The organism is Paracidobacterium acidisoli (assembly GCF_003428625.2).
In the GTDB taxonomy this organism is placed as follows: Bacteria; Acidobacteriota; Terriglobia; order Terriglobales; family Acidobacteriaceae; genus Paracidobacterium; species Paracidobacterium acidisoli.
The window spans coordinates 273,619-293,655 of the sequence record NZ_QVQT02000001.1; the positions used below are offsets into that span (position 1 = coordinate 273,619).

Annotated in this window: 23 protein-coding genes and 1 other RNA gene; 6 read left to right on the forward strand and 18 right to left on the reverse strand. The window is 63.8% G+C overall.

The annotated features are described in order from the left end of the window. Window positions 1–14: 14 nt before the first annotated feature. The 12 genes from D0Y96_RS01155 to D0Y96_RS01210 all read right to left on the reverse strand — a co-directional run bounded on the left by D0Y96_RS01155 (window position 15) and on the right by D0Y96_RS01210 (window position 11,626). Window positions 15–695, reverse strand: coding sequence for a riboflavin synthase (locus tag D0Y96_RS01155; protein ID WP_350448939.1), 681 nt, complete (start codon window positions 693–695; stop codon window positions 15–17). Between the two features lie 205 nt (window positions 696–900). Then, a complete protein-coding gene (gene ribD / locus D0Y96_RS01160; RefSeq protein ID WP_350448940.1) occupies window positions 901–2,091 on the reverse strand; it encodes a bifunctional diaminohydroxyphosphoribosylaminopyrimidine deaminase/5-amino-6-(5-phosphoribosylamino)uracil reductase RibD in 1,191 nt (396 codons plus the stop codon). Between the two features lie 37 nt (window positions 2,092–2,128). Next, window positions 2,129–3,094: a signal recognition particle-docking protein FtsY gene (gene ftsY, locus D0Y96_RS01165; RefSeq protein WP_117297433.1), complete on the reverse strand. Its 966-nt coding sequence runs from the start codon at window positions 3,092–3,094 to the stop codon at window positions 2,129–2,131. Between the two features lie 72 nt (window positions 3,095–3,166). After that, window positions 3,167–4,099 (reverse strand): HD-GYP domain-containing protein, encoded by a 933-nt coding sequence (locus tag D0Y96_RS01170; protein WP_117297435.1) that lies wholly within the window; start codon window positions 4,097–4,099, stop codon window positions 3,167–3,169. 223 nt (window positions 4,100–4,322) lie between these two features. Beyond that, the gene (locus tag D0Y96_RS01175) at window positions 4,323–5,330 is read right to left on the reverse strand and encodes an NAD(P)H-dependent glycerol-3-phosphate dehydrogenase (RefSeq protein ID WP_117297437.1); all 1,008 of its coding nucleotides are present in this window, start codon (window positions 5,328–5,330) and stop codon (window positions 4,323–4,325) included. Next, a complete protein-coding gene (plsY, locus tag D0Y96_RS01180; protein ID WP_117297439.1) occupies window positions 5,327–5,983 on the reverse strand; it encodes a glycerol-3-phosphate 1-O-acyltransferase PlsY in 657 nt (218 codons plus the stop codon). The genes D0Y96_RS01175 and plsY overlap by 4 nt, the downstream gene beginning before the upstream one ends. Before the next feature lie 243 nt (window positions 5,984–6,226). Further along, complete coding sequence (locus D0Y96_RS01185) at window positions 6,227–7,471, reverse strand: competence/damage-inducible protein A (protein ID WP_117297441.1); 1,245 nt, start codon at window positions 7,469–7,471, stop codon at window positions 6,227–6,229. 57 nt (window positions 7,472–7,528) lie between these two features. Further along, window positions 7,529–8,572 carry an SMP-30/gluconolactonase/LRE family protein gene (locus D0Y96_RS01190; RefSeq protein WP_350448941.1) on the reverse strand — a complete coding sequence of 348 codons (1,044 nt, stop codon included), beginning with the start codon at window positions 8,570–8,572 and terminating at the stop codon, window positions 7,529–7,531. 139 nt (window positions 8,573–8,711) lie between these two features. Beyond that, window positions 8,712–9,191, reverse strand: a complete 480-nt coding sequence (locus D0Y96_RS01195) for a phosphatidylglycerophosphatase A family protein (RefSeq protein ID WP_252263369.1) — start codon at window positions 9,189–9,191, stop codon at window positions 8,712–8,714. Continuing rightward, on the reverse strand, window positions 9,181–9,411 hold the full coding sequence (locus tag D0Y96_RS01200; RefSeq protein ID WP_117297445.1) for a DNA gyrase inhibitor YacG: 231 nt from the start codon (window positions 9,409–9,411) through the stop codon (window positions 9,181–9,183). Before D0Y96_RS01200 ends, D0Y96_RS01195 begins: the two co-directional genes overlap by 11 nt. After that, window positions 9,408–10,985 carry a 30S ribosomal protein S12 methylthiotransferase RimO gene (rimO, locus tag D0Y96_RS01205; RefSeq protein ID WP_117297446.1) on the reverse strand — a complete coding sequence of 526 codons (1,578 nt, stop codon included), beginning with the start codon at window positions 10,983–10,985 and terminating at the stop codon, window positions 9,408–9,410. Before rimO ends, D0Y96_RS01200 begins: the two co-directional genes overlap by 4 nt. Window positions 10,986–11,101: 116 nt before the next feature. Next, window positions 11,102–11,626, reverse strand: a complete 525-nt coding sequence (locus D0Y96_RS01210) for a Uma2 family endonuclease (protein ID WP_158562121.1) — start codon at window positions 11,624–11,626, stop codon at window positions 11,102–11,104. Window positions 11,627–11,691: 65 nt separating this feature from the next. Between D0Y96_RS01210 and ffs the strand changes: the two genes are divergently transcribed. After that, an RNA gene (gene ffs / locus D0Y96_RS01215) (signal recognition particle sRNA small type) lies at window positions 11,692–11,789 on the forward strand. 186 nt (window positions 11,790–11,975) lie between these two features. After that, entirely contained in the window at window positions 11,976–12,998 is a 1,023-nt protein-coding gene (locus D0Y96_RS01220) for a beta-ketoacyl-ACP synthase III (RefSeq protein WP_434090766.1), read from the forward strand. Between the two features lie 62 nt (window positions 12,999–13,060). Here D0Y96_RS01220 and D0Y96_RS01225 read toward each other — a convergent pair whose 3' ends face one another. After that, window positions 13,061–13,582, reverse strand: a complete 522-nt coding sequence (locus tag D0Y96_RS01225; RefSeq protein WP_117297452.1) for a cupin domain-containing protein — start codon at window positions 13,580–13,582, stop codon at window positions 13,061–13,063. A gap of 126 nt (window positions 13,583–13,708) precedes the next feature. Between D0Y96_RS01225 and D0Y96_RS01230 the strand changes: the two genes are divergently transcribed. Both D0Y96_RS01230 and D0Y96_RS01235 read left to right on the forward strand, forming a co-directional pair. Further along, window positions 13,709–14,422, forward strand: coding sequence for an energy transducer TonB (locus D0Y96_RS01230; protein ID WP_117297454.1), 714 nt, complete (start codon window positions 13,709–13,711; stop codon window positions 14,420–14,422). 94 nt (window positions 14,423–14,516) lie between these two features. Next, entirely contained in the window at window positions 14,517–14,786 is a 270-nt protein-coding gene (locus D0Y96_RS01235; protein WP_117297456.1) for a glutaredoxin family protein, read from the forward strand. A 60-nt stretch (window positions 14,787–14,846) separates the two neighbouring features. Here the strand turns inward: D0Y96_RS01235 and D0Y96_RS01240 are convergent, their stop codons facing one another. Both D0Y96_RS01240 and D0Y96_RS01245 read right to left on the reverse strand, forming a co-directional pair. Next, entirely contained in the window at window positions 14,847–15,404 is a 558-nt protein-coding gene (locus tag D0Y96_RS01240) for a MarR family winged helix-turn-helix transcriptional regulator (RefSeq protein WP_117297458.1), read from the reverse strand. Window positions 15,405–15,431: 27 nt separating this feature from the next. Next, window positions 15,432–15,692 carry a putative signal transducing protein gene (locus tag D0Y96_RS01245; protein ID WP_117297460.1) on the reverse strand — a complete coding sequence of 87 codons (261 nt, stop codon included), beginning with the start codon at window positions 15,690–15,692 and terminating at the stop codon, window positions 15,432–15,434. A 168-nt stretch (window positions 15,693–15,860) separates the two neighbouring features. On the opposite strand from D0Y96_RS01245, the gene purB reads away from it, so the two are divergent. After that, window positions 15,861–17,180 (forward strand): adenylosuccinate lyase, encoded by a 1,320-nt coding sequence (gene purB / locus D0Y96_RS01250; RefSeq protein ID WP_117297462.1) that lies wholly within the window; start codon window positions 15,861–15,863, stop codon window positions 17,178–17,180. Between the two features lie 4 nt (window positions 17,181–17,184). Beyond that, window positions 17,185–17,802, forward strand: a complete 618-nt coding sequence (locus tag D0Y96_RS01255) for a UbiX family flavin prenyltransferase (RefSeq protein WP_117297464.1) — start codon at window positions 17,185–17,187, stop codon at window positions 17,800–17,802. A 25-nt stretch (window positions 17,803–17,827) separates the two neighbouring features. Here the strand turns inward: D0Y96_RS01255 and D0Y96_RS01260 are convergent, their stop codons facing one another. From D0Y96_RS01260 to D0Y96_RS01270, 3 genes are read right to left on the reverse strand one after another with little or no spacing between them, the layout of a single operon-like run. Further along, window positions 17,828–18,868, reverse strand: a complete 1,041-nt coding sequence (locus D0Y96_RS01260; RefSeq protein WP_117297466.1) for an alpha/beta fold hydrolase — start codon at window positions 18,866–18,868, stop codon at window positions 17,828–17,830. Between the two features lie 21 nt (window positions 18,869–18,889). Continuing rightward, a complete protein-coding gene (locus D0Y96_RS01265; RefSeq protein ID WP_117297469.1) occupies window positions 18,890–19,321 on the reverse strand; it encodes an NUDIX hydrolase in 432 nt (143 codons plus the stop codon). Further along, the gene (locus tag D0Y96_RS01270; RefSeq protein ID WP_117297471.1) at window positions 19,321–19,971 is read right to left on the reverse strand and encodes a nitroreductase family protein; all 651 of its coding nucleotides are present in this window, start codon (window positions 19,969–19,971) and stop codon (window positions 19,321–19,323) included. Before D0Y96_RS01270 ends, D0Y96_RS01265 begins: the two co-directional genes overlap by 1 nt. Window positions 19,972–20,037: the final 66 nt, after the last annotated feature.

Consider the following 20,037-nt stretch of genomic DNA (forward strand, 5'->3'; position numbering starts at 1 on the left):
GGGGCCTGTCTTCCTCAGTATCCGTTGGCGATCAGATACTCCATCGTCAGCTCGAACGGCGACTCCGTCTTCTGCTGCAGCGCCAGCTTCATCAGCACATCGGCTTCGAGGTTCACCGGATCGCCCACGCGCAGCGTATGCAGGTTCGTCACCGCATACGTGTGCGGAATCACCGCGACCGCAATCGTCTCGGCCTCGCGCCGCGCAATCGTCAGGCTGATGCCCTCGATCGCGATCGAGCCCTTCTCCACCACATACCGGCGCGTCTCTTCCGGAACCCGCACCTCGAGCCACCAGTCCGTCTTGTCCGCCGCGGCCGACGGATCGACAGGATTGAGCGCCGCCAGCGTTCCCGTGCTGTCCACATGCCCCTGCACGATATGGCCTCCCAGCGGCGTTCCGGCCGCAGTCGGCAGCTCCAGGTTCACCACCGCTCCCGCTCTCAGCCGCGAGAGCGAGGTGCGCGCCACCGTCTCCGCCGCCAGATCGGCATGGAAAATCTCCGGACCGATATCGAGCGCCGTCAGGCACACGCCGCTCACGGCGATGCTGTCGCCGGTCTTCAGACGGCCCGCCAGCGTGGGCGCGGAGACCGCAATCCGCCACGCTCCCGCCCGCTCTTCCACGGAAAGAATATTGCCTGTCGCTTCGATCAGTCCGGTAAACATATTTTTAGAGTACCGCGCTCCGAGCACAGATCTCAGCCAGGGGAAACGTCGGCAGTGGGCCAGTTGGAGCGGTTTTGGGAAGGGCATGGCTTCAGCCGTGCCACAGGAGGCTCAAAATAAGCGCGGCTTCAGCCGCGGAGGGATGATTTGTCTTCTCCACACTTCAAAATGCCCCCGCCCACCGAAGCACCGCACCGGCTTCTGTGCCCTGCGACCTGTTCCCTGCGCCCTGTTACAGCCATGGATCGCGCAGGTAGCCCAGCACGCGGAGATCGCGCCCGAAGGCATCCACGGTGATCCGGTCCGGATGAATCTGCGGTGCATCGACTGCGCCCAGCAGCGGGACCGCGACCGAGCCCAGAAAGACCGGTGCATAAAAGAGCGCCAGCCGGTCCACATGCTCCTCGGTCAGCGCCGAGCTGTTCAGCTGCGATCCGGCCTCCAGCAGCACCGAAGTCATCTGCATCTCGCCCAGCCGCTCCAGCACGCGGCGCAGCGAAACCCGCGATCCCTCAGGCGATGATTCGACCCGCTCCACCCGCACGCCCATTGCCTCCAGCGCCCGCTGCCGGTCGGTCACGGGAATCGTGCAGAAGATCAGCACATCGTCCTTCGCCGTGCGCACCAGCTGCGAATCCAGCGGCAGACGCAGCGCCGAATCGAGGACCACCCGCAGCAGCGGACGCCGCCGCGCCAGCCCCGACCGGTCGGTCAGCAGAGGATCGTCATTCAGAATCGTATGGATGCCGGTCATGATCGCGTCGGCCGCGTGGCGCATCCGCTGCACCTCGGCGCGCGACTCTTCTCCGGTAATGAAGGTGGTTCTGCCGATCGGCGCCGTTCCCGGCGGCGGCGCAATGCGCCCATCGAAAGAGACGCCCGCCTTCAGCGTCACAAAGGGCATGCCCGTGCGAATGTAGCGCGCAAAGGCATCGTTCTGCTCCTGCGCCTCGCGCCGCAGCACGCCTTCTTCCGCTGTAATGCCCGCATCGCGCAGCCGCGCAAGCCCCTTGCCGCTGACCTGCGGATTCGGATCGCCCGTCGCCGCCACCACGCGGGCCACGCCCGCCTGGATCAGTGCTTCGGTGCAGGGTCCGGTGCGTCCCGTGTGACAGCACGGTTCCAGCGTCACGTAGGCCGTCGCGCCGCGGGCCTTCTCTCCCGCCTGGCGCAGCGCCACCACCTCCGCGTGATCGAGCCTGTCGTATGCGTGGAAGCCTTCGCCCACTACCGTGCCGTCTTTAACCAGCACGCACCCTACTGCGGGATTCGGCGAGGCCAGGCCTACCGAGGAGAGAGCCAGCTGCAGAGCGCGCACCATCCAGCGCTCATCTTCCTGAAGAGAAGTTCGTGACTGTGGCGACGGGTGCTGATCGGCCTGCACCCTGTCCGGCTGCTGCGCTGAAGTCATTTCGTTCGGCACAACTTCCTCTCACTGCCTGCGTTCGACGGCTTCCCGGTCAGTTCCCCAGCAGCGAATCGACAAACGCTCCGCTGTCGAACGGCAGAATATCTTCGATCTTCTCTCCCACACCGACAAAACGCACAGGCAGCTTCAGCTCACGCGCAATGGCGATCGCAATGCCGCCCTTGGCCGTTCCGTCCAGCTTGGTGAGCACAATGCCGGTCACCCCGGCAGATTCGGTAAACAGACGCGCCTGCTGCAGCCCGTTCTGTCCCGTCGTCGCATCCATCACCAGCAGCACTTCATGAGGAGCATCGGGAATAATGCGCTGCGTCGTGCGGCGCATCTTGTCCAGCTCCGCCATCAGGCTGTTCTTGGTGTGCAGCCGTCCCGCCGTATCGACGATCAGCACGTCGTTGTGGCGAGACTTCGCCGCCTGCAGCGCATCAAAGAGCACCGCCGAAGGATCGCCGCCCTGCTTCGTCCGGACAATCTCCACCCCGCTCCGCTCGCCCCAGACCTCGAGCTGCTCGATGGCCGCGGCGCGAAAGGTATCGGCGGCGCACATCAGCACCGTCTTCGCCTGCGCGCGGTACCACGCCGCCAGCTTGCCGCTGGTCGTCGTCTTACCCGTGCCGTTCACGCCGACCATCATAATTACTTCAGGAGGCGCGGCCACCTTCGCCACCGGCCGCTGCTGCTCGTCCAGAATCTGCTTCAGATGCTCGCGCAGCAGATCCTTGAGCTCCGCTCCGTTGCGAATGCCCTGGCGCTTGCCGCGATCGCGCAGCCGTTCGATAATCTCCGCCGCCGTCGTCACGCCGATATCGGAGGCGATCAGGCTCATCTCCAGATCTTCCAGCGCGGCTTCGTCCACCTCGCGGGTCAGCGCGATGACGCCCTCGATCCGCTCGCCCAGGCTCTCGCGCGTGCGCGAGACCGCCTGCTTCATGCGGTCGAAGAAGCCTTTCTTCTGTGGCTCCTGAGCTTCGTTCAGGCTGCCGAACAACGTTTGAATCATGCGCGCCGGGACCTCACTCTGTCGTAAATCGAGTGTAACAAGCCCTCGTGTTCCCCGCCTCGGCCTGGCGGCTCAGACCACGCGCTCTTCGTCGCCCGCGGGCCGGCGCAGCCGGAACGACACCGGCGGGCGCGAATTCTTCACTTCAATCTCTCCCCGCCGGAACAGCGCCGTCAGCGCCGCAACCACCGCCGGGTCATACCGCTTCTCCGCCAGCCGCGTCAGCACTTCCACAACGTAAGCCGGGTTCATCGCCTGCTGCCAGGGACGGCTGCTGGTCATGGCATCGAAGCTGTCCGCCACCGCGATAATCCGCGGCATCAGCGGAATCTCCTCGCCGCGCAGCCCATAAGGATACCCAAGCCCGTCCAGCGATTCGTGATGCAGCTCGATTCCCGGAATCAGATCTTCCAGCGCCTCAATCGGCCGCAGAATCGACGCGCCCTTCACCGTGTGGGCTTTGACAATGTCAAACTCCTCCGGAGAAAGCGGCGTTTCCTTCATCACAATGTAATTTTCAATCCCGATCGTGCCGATATCGTGCAGCAGCGCCGCCAGACGAATGCGCTCCGTCTGCTCCGCGTCGAGGCCCATCTCGCGCGCGATCATCTCCGACCACACCGCCACGCGGTCCGAATGCCCGCGCAGATAGCTCACGCGCTCATCCACTGCGCGCGCCGTCATCTGCATCAGCTCGGTAAGCGCCTGATAGTTGCGCCGCGCCGCCGCATGCCGCTCCGACCACGCATTGCGGAAGTTGTACGCCGCCGTCTCCCACGCCTGCGCAATGCCGGAGAAGAGCGACTGCTCCCACTCCCGCTCTTCCGGAACGCTTCTCTGCTGCTGAAAACTGGCTTCAATCTGGCGAACAAGCTGCTGATTCTGCCGCGCCAGCCTGCGGCTCCACCACCACGATGCGGCCGCGCTCGCCAGCACACCGGCCAGAATCCCCGCCGTGACCGCAGCCCACACGGGCGCGCCGGCTTCCAGCACAACAAAAATCATCAACCCGGCGAAACACACGAGGCTTCCCTGCACTGCCAGAAACCGCCGAAAGATTCGCCACCGAAATGCGGACAAACAGATCACCCTTCGCCTCTCTCCTCAGCAGGGGAGAGGCTGCATTCAGTGTAAGTTTGCAAACGTGACCACGGTTCACCCGAAAGTGTTACCTGGGCAGGACGAAGGGGGACGTTACTTCTGCGCTGCCGCGCCCGGATCGCTCCCGTTACTCATCTCTTCCCGGCCGCTGCATGAGCTGCCGAATCGCCTCCACCGGCGACTTGCCCTGGTGCAGAATCGCGGCCATCTGCTCGGCGATGGGCATCTCCACGCCGTGCCGCCGCGCCAGCCCCAGCGCCGCCGGCGTCGTCCGCACGCCCTCGGCGACTTTGCCGTGCAGTCCTTCCAGAATCTCCGGCAGCCGCCGTCCGCGGCCCAGCTCGATGCCGACCGTGCGGTTGCGCGAGAGCGATCCCGTGCAGGTCAGCACCAGATCGCCCAGGCCGGAAAGACCGGCCAGCGTCTCGCGCCGTCCGCCGCAGGCCACGGCCAGACGCGTGATCTCGGCAACGCCCCGCGTAATCAGCGCCGCCATGCTGTTGTGCCCCAGCTCCAGTCCGGTGACCACCCCGGCTGCAATCGCGATGACGTTCTTGAGCGCTCCGCCCAGCTCCACGCCGATCACATCTTCGTTGGTGTAAAGCCTCAGCGTCCCGCTTGAAAACTCCCGCTGCAGCCGCACCGCCAGCGGCATATCCGGAGTCGCCACCGTGATCGCCGTCGGCGAGCCCGCCGCAACCTCCTGCGCAAACGACGGACCTCCCAGCGCCGCCACCGGCAGATGCAAACCGCGCGCGCGCAGCACTGAGGCGATCACCTCCGTCATGCGCAGACCGGTCTCGTCTTCGATGCCCTTGCTCGCGCTCACCAGCACCTGGTCCTCGTGCAGGTACGGAGCAAACCTCTCGAAGCTGTGGCGCACATACTGCGAGGGCATCACCCCGACGACGATCTCCGCCCCCTCCAGCGCCTCCGCGGCATCTGCCGTAACGCGAATCTCCTTCGGCAGCGGAAACCCCGGCAGAAAGACCGCGTTCTCGCCACGCTCCCGCAGCACCGCAGCCGACGCCTCCGAATGCGCCTGCAGCGCAATGCGATGGCCGCCGCGCTGCGCCAGGCTCAGAGCAATCGCGGTGCCCCATGCCCCGCTGCCCATCACGGCAATGTGGCTCATGCCGCCGCCGTTCCCGAAGTCTTATCTGATTTGCCGAAACGGTACTCCCTGCCCTGCAGCAGCCGCCCGATATTCTGATGGTGCTTCGCAATCACGATCAGCGGCGCAATCACCATCACCGCGCTCAGCCAGGGATCGCGTGGCGCATGCGGCAGCAGAAATGCGAAGACCGGAAACGCAATCGCGGCCAGAATCGATCCCAGCGAGACATAGCGCGACAGAGCAAACACGATAATAAAGATGCCCATCGCAGCCAGCGCCGGCCACAGCGCCAGCGCCAGAAAGACTCCCAGAGCCGTCGCCACGCCTTTGCCGCCTTTGAATCCCAGCCAGACCGTGTAGATATGTCCCAGAATGACGCAGAGCGCAGCCAGCGCCTCGGCCTTGCCCGCCGGAATCGCGGTCAGCGAGGAAATGGCCGCCAGGTGCCCGCACAGAAACACGGCCAAGTATCCCTTGCAAACATCGAGAAGAAAGGTCAGCGCACCCAGTCCCTTTGCGCCCGAGCGCACCACATTGGTCGCGCCGATATTGCCGCTTCCCTTTGCGCGAATATCCTCATTGCGAAAGAGACGAACCAGAATGTAGCCGAAGGGAATCGAGCCCAGAAGATACGCAACAGCAGCAACGATGAGATAAGTCACAACGGGCATTGCGATTACGAGTGTAAATCAGAGGCAGGGATCAGCGACGAGGGATGAGGGATTAGGGATTAGCCGTCAGGAACAGCCCTTCGCCATTGGCGTCAAAACATGGGGAGCCTCATCTCCGGATTTTCGGACATAGCTTGCGCATCTTTCAGAGAAGAAGGCCGGCCATCAGGAAATTCTGTACATCCATCCCTAATCCCTAATGGCTGTTTCTACGCCCTGCGCCCTGTTTTCTGCGCCCTGTGCTCACATCAGTCTCCGCCGCACCAGGTCCAGCGCCTGGTGGCTGGCGAAAAAGCGGATGCGCTCGCGGTCGCCCGAGAAGCGCTTCTCCACCGTCTCCGTGTACTCGCCATCGCTCACCGAGATGTAGACGAGACCGACCGGCTTCTCTTCCGTTCCGCCACCGGGACCGGCAATCCCCGTGATGCCCACGCCGAAGGTCGTCTCGCAGCGCAGGCGAATGCCTTCGGCCAGCGCCGTCGCCACTTCGCGGCTCACCGCGCCGTGCCTCTCGATCAGGGCCGGGCTCACGCCCGCAAACTCCGTCTTCAGCTGATCGCTGTACACCACTGCGCCGCCCATAAACGACCGCGAACTGCCGCTGATGCTCGTCAGCCTCTCGGCGACCAGCCCGCCCGTGCAGCTTTCCGCTACCGAGATCGTCGCGCCTCGCATCCCCAGGTAGTAGAGAACGATCTGTTCCAGCGACTCTCCCTGCGAGGAATAGAGCACGTCATCCAGTTCCTCTTCCAGCCGCTCCGCCAGCTCATCCACCCGCGTCTGCGCCAGTGAGGCGAAGGGCTTCGCGCAGAAAAGATCGATCTGGATATCGCACATGTGCGCCAGGATCGTCGTCTCCACATCCTGGTACTGCGTATAAATCGGAGCGATCCGCGCATCCGCCGCCGACTCGCCGATCATCGCCGCCTTCAGCGTGCGCCGTGCAAAGGCCCGCTTCGGCAAAATCCCTTCGAGACGCGGCCGGCACTGCTCGTCGAAGAGCGGCTTCATCTCTCCCGGAGGCCCCGGCAGCAGCATGATCAGCTTGCGATGATCCCCGTAGACCGTATCCAGCCACTGCCCCGGAGCGCTTCCGCGCGGATTCGCCAGGATCGTCGCGCCGTCCAGCACATCCGCCTGCTTCTCGTTGTTGCGCGTCATCGTCATGCGCCGTGCCGCCGCGCGCGCATACAGGTGGGCAATGATGTCGGGATCGCGTTTGATGCCGATGTTCAGCGCCTCGGCCACCGCCTCGCGCGTCAGATCGTCTTCGGTCGGACCCAGCCCGCCGGTAATCACCACAATGTCCACGCGCTGCAGCGCCGTGCGCACCGCGCTCACCAGATGCTTCCGGCGGTCGCCCGCAATCGTCTTGAACGCGACAGAGACGCCCAGCTCCGTGAGCTTTTCCGTGATGTAGAGGGAGTTGGTGTCCTGGCGCCACGGAGTCAGCAGCTCCGAACCAATTGCGATGATCTCCGAGTTCATTCCGACCTGTTTACCGTACGTGGGGTGCGGGGGAGAGCCGCGGGCAAACGAATGTCGTCAGAACAGCCGCCAGCCCTCGATACCCAAAGCTACATGATAAACGGCGCTCGCGGTAGCCAGCAGCGCTCCCCCGCCCGGAACGAAACAGAAACCCACAATGCCTGAGCCCGAGACCGCCAGCGACGCCTCTCCGTCCTGCGTGATCCGCACAATGCCGCGGTGTCCGTGCAGCGAAGCGGCCACATACAGGCTCCCGGCAATGTCCACCGCCATTCCCTGCGGCCGGCCCAGGCCGCGGTAAAACACCCGCGTATTCCCGTCGCGGTCAATGGCATACACGGCGTCGTGGCTCGAAGCCGTCGGCCCGGCGACATAAAGCGTGCCCTCCTGCCCGAAGGCCAGGTGGTACGCGGCCACGCTCGGCTCCAGCGTGGCAAAGACGAAGATCTGGCGATCCGGCGCAATCTTGAAGATCGTTCCGCTGCGGTCGCCGACGTACAGATTGCCCTCGCCATCGAAGGCCAGGCCCGTCGCCACGCCCATGCCCTCCGCATACACTGAGGCCACTCCGGTGCGCGAAGCGCTGTAAACCGTGCCCTCCTGGCGCGAGGAGATATAAAGCAGGCCATCCTGGTCCACCGCCAGGCCCGTCGCATTCATTACCCCGGTCACGAATGGGCGCAGCTCGTTGTCGCGCCCGATCCGGAAGACCGACACCGGCGTCTCCTGCCCGCGCTGCCCGGAAAAGGTGACGTAGATATTCCCTGCCTGATCCACCGCCGGATTCGCAACCGCGTGCACCCCGGTCGCAATCGGGGTCGCAATCTGTACCTCCACGCCATTGCTCTGCGCGCCGTTCTGCAGCACACGCAGCCGTCCGCTCTGCGCCTCTTCCGGAACGCGCAGCACCATGCGCTGGCTGCGGCTCAGCAGCACCGGAGCCGACAGCTCGCCCAGCATCGCCACCGGACGCCTCCAGGCAACCGGCGCCAGGTTCGCCCCCGACACTTCCAGCTCGCCGCCAGGCAGCGCCGCGTCCGGAACCACCGCCTCGATACGGGGTGCTCCGCCAGGATCGGATTTGAGAATACGTGGCATCATTTCGTTCCGGTTTTCCGTCTGCAACCCACAGTTTTTAGTCCCCAGTCCTTAGTTCTTAGTTCTCAGCATCCGGTTTCCGGTTGCAGACCACTGACCACTAACAACTGACCACCGGGGACTGACCACTGGCAACTGATCTTCATCGCCACCAGTGCCGCACCACCACCATCACGATCAGCGCATACGCACCGGCGGCGATGTCATCCAGCATAATCCCGGTACCGCCGTGCAGTCGTTCCAGCTGCCGCGCCGGCCATGGCTTTACGATATCGAATACCCGGAAGAGCAGGAAAGCCAGCGCCATGTGCCGCGTCTCCACCGGGCACGCCAGCAGCGCCACCCACTGCCCCGCCACTTCGTCGATCACCACATGGCCCGGGTCTTCGCGCCCTGACTCCCGCGCCACGATCGTTCCCGCCGGAATGCCGATCGCCGCAACCGCCAGCGCCGCAACCGCCGTCCACGCAATCAGTCCTGTCGAAGTAAGATGCAGCGTTGAGGCCGCCCCGAACCACAGCAGAGCCGCCGCCAGCGACGCCCACGTTCCAGGCCCCGGCCCCACCAGCCCGATTCCGAAAAAGGTTCCCGCCGTCCACGCCCACAGCGTCTTATGTTTCATCTTCCTCACGCTGCCGCCGCACGGCATCGGCCGAGGCAGCCTCGGCTCCCTCCAGCACCTCCGGATCGAGCACCGGCGAAGAGATGCGGTAGACGCCGCTCGCCCATTTGCCCAGATCGACCGCCCGGCAGCGGTCGCTGCAGAAGGGAAAGTTCTCATCCCCCGCCGTTACCAGCGTCCGGCATGTGGGGCAGCGCAGGACCTGATTCTTCAGAGTCATCGCGAGACCTCCGCGGCAGCCGGACCCGCCTCCTCGATCACCCGCGCCACCACATCGTAGTCGTGCGATTCGGTGATCTCGCAGCGGTAAAACGCTCCCGGCGTCAGCGATTCGTAAGGGCCGAAGTCGTTGATGTACACCGTACCGTCGATCTCCGGCGCATGAAACTGCGTCCGTCCCTCCCACAGCAGCGGCGTCTCTTCCGATTCGCCCTCGATCAGCACATTCACTGCGCGGCCCACCTGCGCGGCCTTCCCTTTTTTGCTGATGCCCTGCTGCAGCTTCATCAGCGCGCGCTTGCGCCGCTCAATCGTGCGCGCCGGAACCTTCTCACCCAGCTCAAAGGCCCGTGAGCCCTCTTCGTCCGAGTAGCCGAAGACGCCCAGCCAGTCGAACTTCGCCTCTTTCACAAAATCGCAGAGCGTCTCGAAGTCTTCCTCCGTCTCGCCCGGAAAACCGACGATGAACGACGTCCGCAGCGCGATTCCCGGCACCGCCGCCCGCACTTTGGCGATCGTCTTCAGAAAAATCTCCGCGCCCGCCCCGCGCTTCATCGTCTTCAGCACCGCCGGAGAGGCATGCTGCAGCGGAACGTCGAGATACTTGCAGATGTTGTCGTGCTTTGCGATGGTTTCGAGCAGCTTTCCGGTAATCCGGTTCGGATACGCATACAGAAAGCGCAGCCACACCAGCCCTTCGATCTGCGCCAGCCGGTCCAGCAGCAGCGCCAGCCCATCCTTCAGATCCAGGTCCTCGCCGTAGCAGGTTGTATCCTGCCCGATCAGCGTGATCTCGCGCACCCCCTGCGCCACCAGCGCCTCCGCCTCGGCAACCACCGACTCAAAACGCCGCGAGCGGAACTTGCCGCGCAGGTTGGGAATCACGCAGAAGCTGCACGGATGATCGCAGCCCTCGGCGATCTTGATATACGCCGAAGCCTTCTTCGTCGCCAGCAGCCGCGGCGTGGTGTGATCGTAAAGATACTGCGGCAGCTGCGCCGTCGCGCCATCCCAGGTATCGCGCGCAAAACGGCCCTGCTGCTCGCGCAGATCGCCCTCCGGCCGTGCTGCCGTGGCCTGCGCCGCTGTGCTGGCCGCACGGGCGGCTCCGCCTTCGGCGGAAAGAATATGAAACGGCGAAGCGTTGGCCAGGATTGTCTGCGGCTTCGGTGCCTCCAGCCCGGCCGCAGCCAGAATCTGCTCCAGCTCGCCGGTGCCCACCACGGCATCGACCTCGGGAATATTCCTCCGGATCTCGTCGCGATAGCGCTCCACCAGACACCCGGCAACGATCAGCCGCCGCGCCGAGCCGCTGGTCTTGTGCTGCGCCATCTCCAGAATCGTATCGACCGACTCCTGTTTCGCCGTATCGATAAACGAGCACGTATTGACGACAAGAATGTCCGCGGCCTCCGGCTTCGTCGTGATCTCGGCGCCGGCGCGGTCAAGCAGCCCCATCATCACTTCGCTGTCGACCAGATTCTTGGGACAGCCCAGGGAGACGAATCCAATTTTCGGGCGCGGGGTTTCGTTGAGAACGGCAACAGAGCCGTCGTTTTCAGAAAGATGCTTCACATCTCTATTTTACCGGAGGTATTTGCTCAGACTCTCTGAATTGTCATCCCGACCGAAGCGCGCAGCGTGGGGTGGAGGGATCTGCATTTTCCTGCCTGCCCCTGTGCAGCATCCTGTCAGTCCAGCAGCTTCTCGATCTCCGTCATTTCGAAATGAATCGGCTCGTCCGGCGTTCCAAAAACAGAGGCTGGCGTCAGCTCACTGTTGTGAAATCGATAGAAGCCATTTTGCTCCTCCGGATCGATGACCCATATCTGAGCGATACCCATCGCCTCATAATCTCTCAGCTTGCGCAGAATGCGTGTCATGCTGTCTTCCGGCGAAAGCACTTCGAAGATCGCAACAGGAGCATGCGTAATAATCTGCTCGATGGGCCGGCTGCGATCCAGCACCGTCACATCCGGAACGCGAAAACGAGTGTCAGACACCTGTACGCGCAGCTCGGGCCTTACACGAATATTCCATTCCTGCTCGTGCTGCCAGAACCACTTCTGAATCGCCTGTTGCCATGAAGTGTGGTCGAACTCGCCCATCGGCCGCTCCTCGATCTCTCCATCGACGTACTCCGCATCGGGCTCATATTCTGATGAGCGCAGATAGACTTCCACCGGTACGTGAGGATGCGCGGATGCTGTCGCCATATTCGCCTCCTTTGGCCCCGAGTCTAACACCGCAGTCCTCTTTCGAGGTGCTATCATCACTCTTGTGCCGGGACCTGCGCGACGCAATCCCGCCAACCCCGCCAGGTCCGGAAGGAAGCAACGGTAACGGGCCAGTGCGTGCGCAGCAGGAACCCCGGTACATATCCATCTTGTTCCTGCTCGTTCACTCCGTGCCCCGATGCTTCTGAGCCCGGTTACACAATCCTTACACTGGCCTTCATAGACAGCTTCCACGCTCGTCGGCGAAAATACTCTTTTTGAACGGAAGGTTCTCCGGCCTTACCGGAGAGTGCTTTGATGTCGGAGCCTGATCCGCAATTTACGGAGAATCCCTTTGACTCTTGAAGTCCGCCCGCGTACTGCTCGCCGGGCAAAAATCAGCGCCCTGGGAACCTGGGTCCCGCCTCGCGTGCTTACCAACGCCGATCTCGAAAAAATGGTCGACACCAATGACGAGTGGATCACCACACGTGTCGGCATCCGCGAGCGCCACATCGTCGAAAAGGGCCAGGCCACCAGCGACATGGCCGTCGAAGCCGCAAAGCGCTGCCTCGCCGAGCGCGGCATCGAGCCGTCCGATGTCGAAGTCATCATCGTCGCCACCGTCACGCCCGACATGCTCTTCCCCTCCACAGCCTGCCTCGTGCAGGACAAGCTCGGCGCCAAAGGCGCCTGGGGATTCGATCTCTCCGCCGCCTGCTCCGGCTTCGTTTATGCCCTGCAGGTGGGCTGCAAACTCGTTGAGAGCGGCGCGCATTCGAAGGTGCTCGTCATCGGCGCCGACACCATGTCTTCCATCATCGACTACACCGACCGCTCCACCTGCGTGCTCTTCGGCGACGGCGCCGGAGCCGTGCTGATCGAGCCCGCCGCGGAAGGCGAGACCGGCATGATCGATTTCGTGCATGAGATCGACGGCTCAGGCGGCTGCTCGCTCAATATGCCCGCCGGCGGAAGCCTGCATCCCGCCTCCATCGAGACCGTCACGAAGAAGATGCACTACGTCCACCAGGACGGCCAGGCGGTCTACAAGTTCGCCGTGCGCAAGATGGTCGAGGCCACGGAAAAAGTCCTTGCCCGGAACCAGGTCACGCCTGAAGAGCTCGGCTGCTTCATTCCCCACCAGGCCAACAAGCGCATCATCGACTCCAGCGCCGAGCGGCTCGGCCTCCCGCAGGAAAAGGTCATCATCAACATCGACCGCTACGGCAATACCACCGCCGCCACCATTCCTCTTGCCATCGACACCGCCCGTCAGGAAGGCCGCCTGAAGAAGAACGATCTGGTGCTGCTCGCGAGCGTCGGAGCCGGCTTCACCGTCGGAGCTGCCCTGCTGCGCTGGGAGATCTAGAGCCTGCCGGCATACAGCAGGTTGCCGGGTACCCCACGTCCGGATCTTCGGACGTGGGCGATTTAAAACAGCCCGAAGGCCTCCACCCGCGTCAGCGCCTCGATGTGCTCGCGGTACTGCGGATAGCGGTGCAGCAGCTCCACGCGGCTGCCCGCTTCATAATCCGCGTAATCGAAGCCCGGGCTCACCGTGCATCCCAGCAGCGCAAATCTTCCGCCCGGCAGCAGCCGTGAGCCCTGCCACACGCCTTTCGGCGCCAGCACCTGCGGCTGCATGCCCTGCTTCAGATCGCTGCCGATCACAATCGTCCGACCCGAGCCATCGGGAGCCAGCTGCACCATCTCCACCGGATCGCCCAGGTAGAAGTGAAACACCTCATCGGAGGAGAGCCGGTGGATCTCCGAAAACGTTCCCGGCTCCAGCAGGTAGTAGATCGCCGTGCCCGCGTGGCGCGGACCGTGATATCGCGACGGCAGCGTGTCCACCGGAATCGTCTCATCCGATTTCCACGTTTCCACGAAGAAGCCGCCCTCACGCGGATGCGGCTCCAGATTCAGAAGCGCTTTGATTTCATCTGCGGTCATATATCGGTCCCCTGTCCTGGCCGGTGATGTTTATCGTAAGCCAGCTTTGCGGGAACTCATGTTAACGTTCGGTGTCTGATACAGCAGGTGTCTCGCTCTCTCAGCCATATCACTGAGGGAGAACCTATGTTCGAAGACAGTCTGATGGAGTCGGCCGGGCAGATTCGCACCCGCAGCCGCCGTTATGCCGCAGGATCGTTCGCACTGCAGGCCGCGCTTCTCGGCGGCCTTGCACTCATTCCATATCTGTATCCGGCGGCGCTGCCCCGCCAGTCGCTCAGCATGCTTCTCACCGCGCCACCGCCGCCCGTCGCGCCGGCGCCCGTGCAGCATACCGTCTCGTCCGCTGCGCCGCCTGTGCGGATCGACAATGCCTTCACGGCGCCGCGCCTCATTCCCGCCCACATCGCCGCCGAAGCTCCCGGCCCTTCCCTGCCCGGCAGCATCGGGCTCGATGAAGCGAGCCACACCACCAGTCCCCTCAGCAGCCTCTTCGGCACCGGAGCACCGGCAGCAGCGCCGCCCCATGTCGTCGCGCCGCAGCCTCACGGTCCCATCCACATCTCCTCCGGAGTCGCCGCCGGACAACTCCTCGCTCCCATCCGCCCCGTCTATCCCGCCATCGCGCTGGCCGCGCGGGCGCAGGGGACGGTCATCCTCGCCGCCACCATCTCAAAGAGCGGAGCCATCGAAAATCTCCATGTCGTCAGCGGTCCGCCGCTGCTGCGCCAGGCCGCCCTCGACGCCGTTTCCAGGGCCCGCTACGCGCCTTACCGTCTGAACGGCGAGCCCGTCGAGGTCGAAACCTCTGTCCAGGTTGTCTTTACGCTGGGTAACTGATCGTCCGGCGCGGGTCTGCGCTGCAACATCCGTTCAGACCCGCCGCCCTTTATTTACAGGCATGTTGCGATGCGGCTGCTATACCATGAATGGGATGCATGTTCTTGTCTATTCCGCCGAATGGTGCCGCGATTGCCGTGAGGCCAAGCGTTTCCTTGAAACCCACAACATCCCCTACACCGAGATCGACATCGAGGAGACGCCCGGCGCCGCGCAGGAAGTGATGGCGCACGTCGGCAAGCGCGCGATTCCGCAGTTTGTCATCGATGGCGAGTGGGTGCAGCCCTACCGCCCCGGACGCGGCTTTCTCTACCAGGAGATGAGCGAGCGCTTCGGAGTCGCCCTGCAGCGTTCCCGGCACTGATCTCTCCCGCCCGCCCCTTAAAAATTCCGTAACTGTTTCTGTGACGTATCCCGGTGTGGCTTACTTTCGCGCGCGCGCCTTTGCCGGAGCTTCTTCCGCCGCGGGCTCCATCTTCGTCAGCAGCAGCCGCCGCAGCGCCCGCAGCAGCTCCGGTCCCGTCTCTTCCAGCTCCCGGATATGGTGGTTCGCCAGCGAATCCAGCAGGCTCTCGCCCTGCGCCGTAATGCGCAGAAGAATGCGGCGATGATCCGTCGGATCGGGACTCCGGCGCAGCAGCCCCTGGTCGATGGTGCGGTCCACCAGCTCCACGGCGCTGTTGTGCTTCAGCAGCATGCGCGCGGCCACGTTCGCAATGGTTGGGTCCAGTTCGTCCGGCATGCCGCAGACGCACTGCAGCAGCTGATACTGCTGCGCCCGAAGGCCCGCGCCCTCGGCCGCAATGCTGCTGAAGCTCAGAAAACGGCGCATCTGAAAACGGAACTCGGCCAGCCGCTGAATCTGAGCGCGGGTCAGCCCCGGCCTGGAGTGCGCCGCATGCGAGCCGTTCCCGTTCGACGTCGCGGCCCGCCGCGGAACCGCAGAGGTGGCCGGAGATGGCCGGCCGTTGGACTGGATCATCCTTCTATCGTAGCACGATCTATCGCCTTACGATATATCAGGCTCTCCTGCCTGCGCGCGCTCCGCCGCCTCGGCCGCGCCCGGCGCGCCCACATCGGCCAGAATCGCGCGGGCATCCTCCTCATCGTCCGCATTCACCTGCAGCTGCAGCGGACCCAGCCCCGGCTCCATAAAACGGGCGTTCTCTCCGGAAAGAAATACCTCAATCCCCGCCGACTCCAGGCGAAGCTTCGCCATCTCCGCCTCCAGAGATTCCGTGAAGCTGGCAATCGTCACCACATCTGACATAAATCTTCCTTTCCCACGCCCATTTGATTGTATGCGTCCACAACGCGCCGGAAACCGCTGCTCCGGCCTGCGCCGGATTTTTCTCCGCGCACTGAATACGATGCACAGACGATAGAATTGATGTGTTCCCCGGACTCTTTTCCGGGACTTCAGGGAGGATTCGACGCTTTGATCGCGCGTTATACACGGCCGCAGATGGGCTCCATCTGGACAGAAGAGAACAAATACAAAATGTGGCTCGCGGTGGAGATCGCCGCCAGCAAAACCCTCGCTGAAGACGGCATCGTCCCCGTCGAAGCCGTAAACGCCATTCGCGAGCGCGGAGCCTTCGATGTTGCCCGCATCCAGGAGATCGAAGCCGAAGTGAAGCACGACGTCATCGCTTTCACTACGGCCGTCGCCGAAAAAATCGGCCCCGAATCGCGCTGGCTGCACTACGGCCTCACCTCGAACGATGTCGTCGATACCGCGCAGGCGCTGCAGATCAAAGCCGCCTCCGCCATCCTTCGCGAAGACCTGCTGAAGCTCGCCTCGGTCCTGAAGGAGCGCGCGCTCGAGTTCAAACACACCCCCACCATTGGCCGCACCCACGGCATTCATGCCGAGCCCACCACCTTCGGCCTCAAGCTGCTCAACTGGTACGACGAGGTGCAGCGCAACATCGTGCGCTTCGACGCCGCCGCCGAGCAGATCCGCATCGGCAAGCTCTCCGGCGCCGTCGGCACCTTCGGCCACCTGAAGCCCGAGCATGAAGAGCGCATCTGCGCGAAGCTCGGTCTGAAACCGGCGCCCATCGCCACCCAGGTCATCCAGCGCGATCATCACGCGCACTACATCGCCACGCTCGCCGTCGTCACCGCAACGCTCGACCGATTCGCCACCGAGATTCGCCACCTGCAGCGCACCGAAGTCCGTGAAGCCGCCGAGTACTTCTCCGAGAAGCAGAAGGGCTCCTCGGCCATGCCGCACAAGAAAAACCCCATCATCAGCGAGCAGATCAGCGGACTCTCGCGTGTCGTCCGCTCCAACGCGCAGGCGGCCTTCGAGAACGTCGCGCTGTGGCACGAGCGCGATATCTCGCACTCCTCCGTCGAGCGCGTCATCTTCCCCGACTCGACCATCCTCACCGACTATCTGCTGGCAAAGACCACCGACCTCATCGCCCGCCTGCTCGTCTATCCGGCGCGTATGAAGAAGAACCTCGAAAGCACCGGCGGACTCATCTTCTCCGGCCAGCTTCTGCTCGATCTCGCCGAATCCGGTATGCTGCGCGAAGACGCGTACCGCCTCGTGCAGAGCCATGCCATGAACGCCTGGCAGAACGATCTCGTCTTCCGCGACCTCGTCGCCGCCGACACCGAGATTACCGGCCGCCTGAGCCCAGAAAAACTGGCGCGTACCTTCGATCTCCACCGCCAGCTCGGCAACGTCGACGCCATCTTCGATCGCGTTCTTGGCGGAGGCGAGCCGCGCACATACGGCGCGTAATGCTATGACTCAGACTGTCCCGATCCGCCGCCGCAACCTCACCGTCGCCCTCACCGGCGCCAGCGGCGCGGTCTTCGGGCAGGCGCTGCTGCAGCGCCTCGACGCCGACGAGCGCGTCGGGCGCATCCACTTCATTCCCTCCGACAATGCGCTGCGTGTGCTCGCCGAAGAGATGCAGCTCAGCGGCCGCAACGGTCTTGCCGAAAAGCTCCTTGGCCATGCCTCTGAAAAAATCCGCCAGCATACCGAGAGCGACATCGGCGCGGGCATCGCCAGCGGCAGCTATCCCTCCGACGGCATGATCGTTCTGCCCTGCAGCATGGGCACGCTCGCCGGCATCGCCAACGGCCTCGCCCGGAACCTCATCGAGCGCGCCGCCGACGTCTGCCTCAAGGAGCGCCGCCCGCTTCTGCTCTGTGTCCGCGAAACGCCCTTCAACAAAATTCACATCCGCAACATGGGCCTCGCCGCCGACGCCGGAGCCACCATCTTTCCCGTCATCCCCGCCTTCTACAACCGGCCCGCCGATGCAGCGGAGATGGCCCGCCAGTTCGTCTGCCGCGTCCTCGCGCACATCGGCCTGCCGCAGGACGATGCCTTCGTCTGGAAGCCTGAAGAATAAAAAGCCTGAGGAATAAAGCAGCTCTTCAGTGCGCCGGAATCTCTTCCGTCCGGCTCGACAGCGGCGGGTCCGCATCGAGAAACTCCACCGTCTTCGGTCCTATGCGCGCAGCGCACTGCCGCGGCGCAAGATGGCCGCAGCCGTCGAAGATCTCCAGCACCGACTGCGGAATCTCCCCGTGAATCGCCTCTCCGGCAGCCGGCGGAATCAGGTGGTCCTGCCTGCCCCATGCGATCAGCACCGGCATCTTCAGCACGCCCAGCTTTCCGTCCATCAGATCCTTCTGTGTCAGCATCGCATCCAGGCTGCGGCGTATCACCCATCCGTCTTTGCGCGACAGGCGCAGCACATCGCGCTCGATGAAGCCGGGAATCGAAGGAACCGGCCCGGGATTCAGCAGCGCATTCAGCTCCGTCAGCTCCTGCGCCGTGCGCGGCACAAACAACCCCGGATCGAAGCTCAGGTTGAACCGCACGCCCGCGCTGTCATACAGCATCAGCCTGCGAATGCGCTGCGGCCGGTCGAGCGCCACCCGCATGGCAATCCATCCGCCCATCGACCAGCCGGCCAGGTCCACCTGATCCAGATGCTGCGCATCCATGAACGCCTCGATCAGGTGCGCCTCTTCCGGAACCGAATACGTCGCATCGCCCGGCTTCTCCGACTGCCCGTAGCCCAGCAGATCCGGCGCATACACACGCCGGTGATCGCGCATCAGCTGCGGCATCAGATTGGCCCAGTCCTCTGAGCGTCCGCCCAGCCCGTGCACCAGAACCACCAGCGTACCCGATCCACCGGTGTAAGCCCCGCCCGTGTAGTAGTGAATGCGGCGCCCGTCGATCGCGACATACTCGCTGTGAATCCCTTTAAGCCGCAGTCCGATCGCGGTCATGCGAAACAGCACTTCCACCGGCCGCTGCCACACGTACACCAGCAGCGCCGCCGTGCACACCGCAAAGATCACAAGTGCGCGCCGGAAGAACCGCCACGGAAAGGTGTGAAAGGAGAGCCGCTCCCGCGTTCGCGCGGGCATCGTAACGATTTTTTCCTGCTCCGGTCTCTTCATGCATCCGCGCCCTTCAGAAGCTCACCCGATCGTCTCCGCCATCTTCATCCCCTTCCGGATCACCTCCACCGTAAAGGGTGCGATCCCGTCCAGGTCATCCGGCCCGGCCCATCGCGCATCCGCGGCATCGGTGGCGCAGGCCAGCAACCCGCCCGTGACGCGGCACAGAAAATCTACCAGAACGTAGTGATAGCGAACCTGGCCCTTCGCGTCGGTCGAGATCCGGTCGAACACCTCGACCACGGCCAGCAGCTCAACCTCGAGGCCGGTCTCTTCCAGAACCTCGCGGCGAATCCCCTCTTCGAGCGTCTCGCCCAGCTCCAGCGCGCCTCCCGGCAGCGACCACTCGCCCTTCAGCGGCTCCTGTCCGCGCTCGATCACCAGCACCCGGCCATCCTGCACGATCACCGCGCCCACTCCGGCCACCGGGCGGTCCGGATACTCGCGGCGCATCAGAACCGGAGCGGCTTGCCGTATTCGCCGTCGAAAACCGTGCGGGCCATGCTGAACCGGCCGCCGTTGAACTTCTCCTGCCCCTTCAGGTGCCCGATCGCCAGCAGCGCGACGACCTGATAACTCAGCGGCAGCTTCAGCACCTCGGCCACCTTGTCCGCCTCAAAGCCCTCCATCGGAGCCGTATCGTAGCCCAGCACCTCGGCCATCAGCATCATGGTGGTAAAGGCCAGCATCACCTGCTTGTTCAGCCATGCCGGCAGGTTTGGATGATTCCCCAGATACTCCGGAATCGTCATCGCCGCCTGCTCCGCGTAATTCTCCGTCATGCCGCCCTCGCGGCCCAGCCGCAGCATCTCTTCCAGATCGCCGCTGCGCCATCCGTCCGCATCCCCGCAGGCCACAATCACCATCGGAGCCTCTTCGATCTTGGCCTGGTTAAAGCTCGCCCCCCGCAGGCGCCGCCGCTGCTCCGGCGTGCTCACCACAACAAAGCGCCACGGCTGCATGTTGTAGCCGCTCGGAGCATGCAGCCCCGCCTCCAGAATCTTCTTCAGGTCCGTCGCCGGAACCGGAACACCATCGAAGCTCGGTGTCGCGCGCCGCTGTTCAATTGCCTGGGTAAGTGTCTTTTCAACGAGATTGGCCATCAGGAAATATCCCTCACTGTCCTGGTCTTTCGTGCTTCGGATACATCGTCCAAAGCTGGTTGAATT

Excerpts from the sequence above, each read along its gene's own strand:
- ftsY (WP_117297433.1), bottom strand. The coding sequence starts at position 3,094 with ATGATTCAAACGTTGTTCGGCAGCCTGAACGAAGCTCAGGAGCCACAG.
- D0Y96_RS01170 (WP_117297435.1), bottom strand. The coding sequence starts at position 4,099 with ATGATTTTTGTTGTGCTGGAAGCCGGCGCGCCCGTGTGGGCTGCGGTC.
- D0Y96_RS01175 (WP_117297437.1), bottom strand. The coding sequence starts at position 5,330 with ATGAGCCACATTGCCGTGATGGGCAGCGGGGCATGGGGCACCGCGATT.
- plsY (WP_117297439.1), bottom strand. The coding sequence starts at position 5,983 with ATGCCCGTTGTGACTTATCTCATCGTTGCTGCTGTTGCGTATCTTCTG.
- D0Y96_RS01185 (WP_117297441.1), bottom strand. The coding sequence starts at position 7,471 with ATGAACTCGGAGATCATCGCAATTGGTTCGGAGCTGCTGACTCCGTGG.
- D0Y96_RS01190 (WP_350448941.1), bottom strand. The coding sequence starts at position 8,572 with ATGATGCCACGTATTCTCAAATCCGATCCTGGCGGAGCACCCCGTATC.
- D0Y96_RS01195 (WP_252263369.1), bottom strand. The coding sequence starts at position 9,191 with ATGAAACATAAGACGCTGTGGGCGTGGACGGCGGGAACCTTTTTCGGA.
- D0Y96_RS01200 (WP_117297445.1), bottom strand. The coding sequence starts at position 9,411 with ATGACTCTGAAGAATCAGGTCCTGCGCTGCCCCACATGCCGGACGCTG.
- D0Y96_RS01210 (WP_158562121.1), bottom strand. The coding sequence starts at position 11,626 with ATGGCGACAGCATCCGCGCATCCTCACGTACCGGTGGAAGTCTATCTG.
- D0Y96_RS01225 (WP_117297452.1), bottom strand. The coding sequence starts at position 13,582 with ATGACCGCAGATGAAATCAAAGCGCTTCTGAATCTGGAGCCGCATCCG.
- D0Y96_RS01230 (WP_117297454.1), top strand. The coding sequence starts at position 13,709 with ATGTTCGAAGACAGTCTGATGGAGTCGGCCGGGCAGATTCGCACCCGC.
- D0Y96_RS01235 (WP_117297456.1), top strand. The coding sequence starts at position 14,517 with ATGCATGTTCTTGTCTATTCCGCCGAATGGTGCCGCGATTGCCGTGAG.
- D0Y96_RS01240 (WP_117297458.1), bottom strand. The coding sequence starts at position 15,404 with ATGATCCAGTCCAACGGCCGGCCATCTCCGGCCACCTCTGCGGTTCCG.
- D0Y96_RS01245 (WP_117297460.1), bottom strand. The coding sequence starts at position 15,692 with ATGTCAGATGTGGTGACGATTGCCAGCTTCACGGAATCTCTGGAGGCG.
- D0Y96_RS01255 (WP_117297464.1), top strand. The coding sequence starts at position 17,185 with ATGACTCAGACTGTCCCGATCCGCCGCCGCAACCTCACCGTCGCCCTC.
- D0Y96_RS01260 (WP_117297466.1), bottom strand. The coding sequence starts at position 18,868 with ATGAAGAGACCGGAGCAGGAAAAAATCGTTACGATGCCCGCGCGAACG.
- D0Y96_RS01265 (WP_117297469.1), bottom strand. The coding sequence starts at position 19,321 with ATGCGCCGCGAGTATCCGGACCGCCCGGTGGCCGGAGTGGGCGCGGTG.
- D0Y96_RS01270 (WP_117297471.1), bottom strand. The coding sequence starts at position 19,971 with ATGGCCAATCTCGTTGAAAAGACACTTACCCAGGCAATTGAACAGCGG.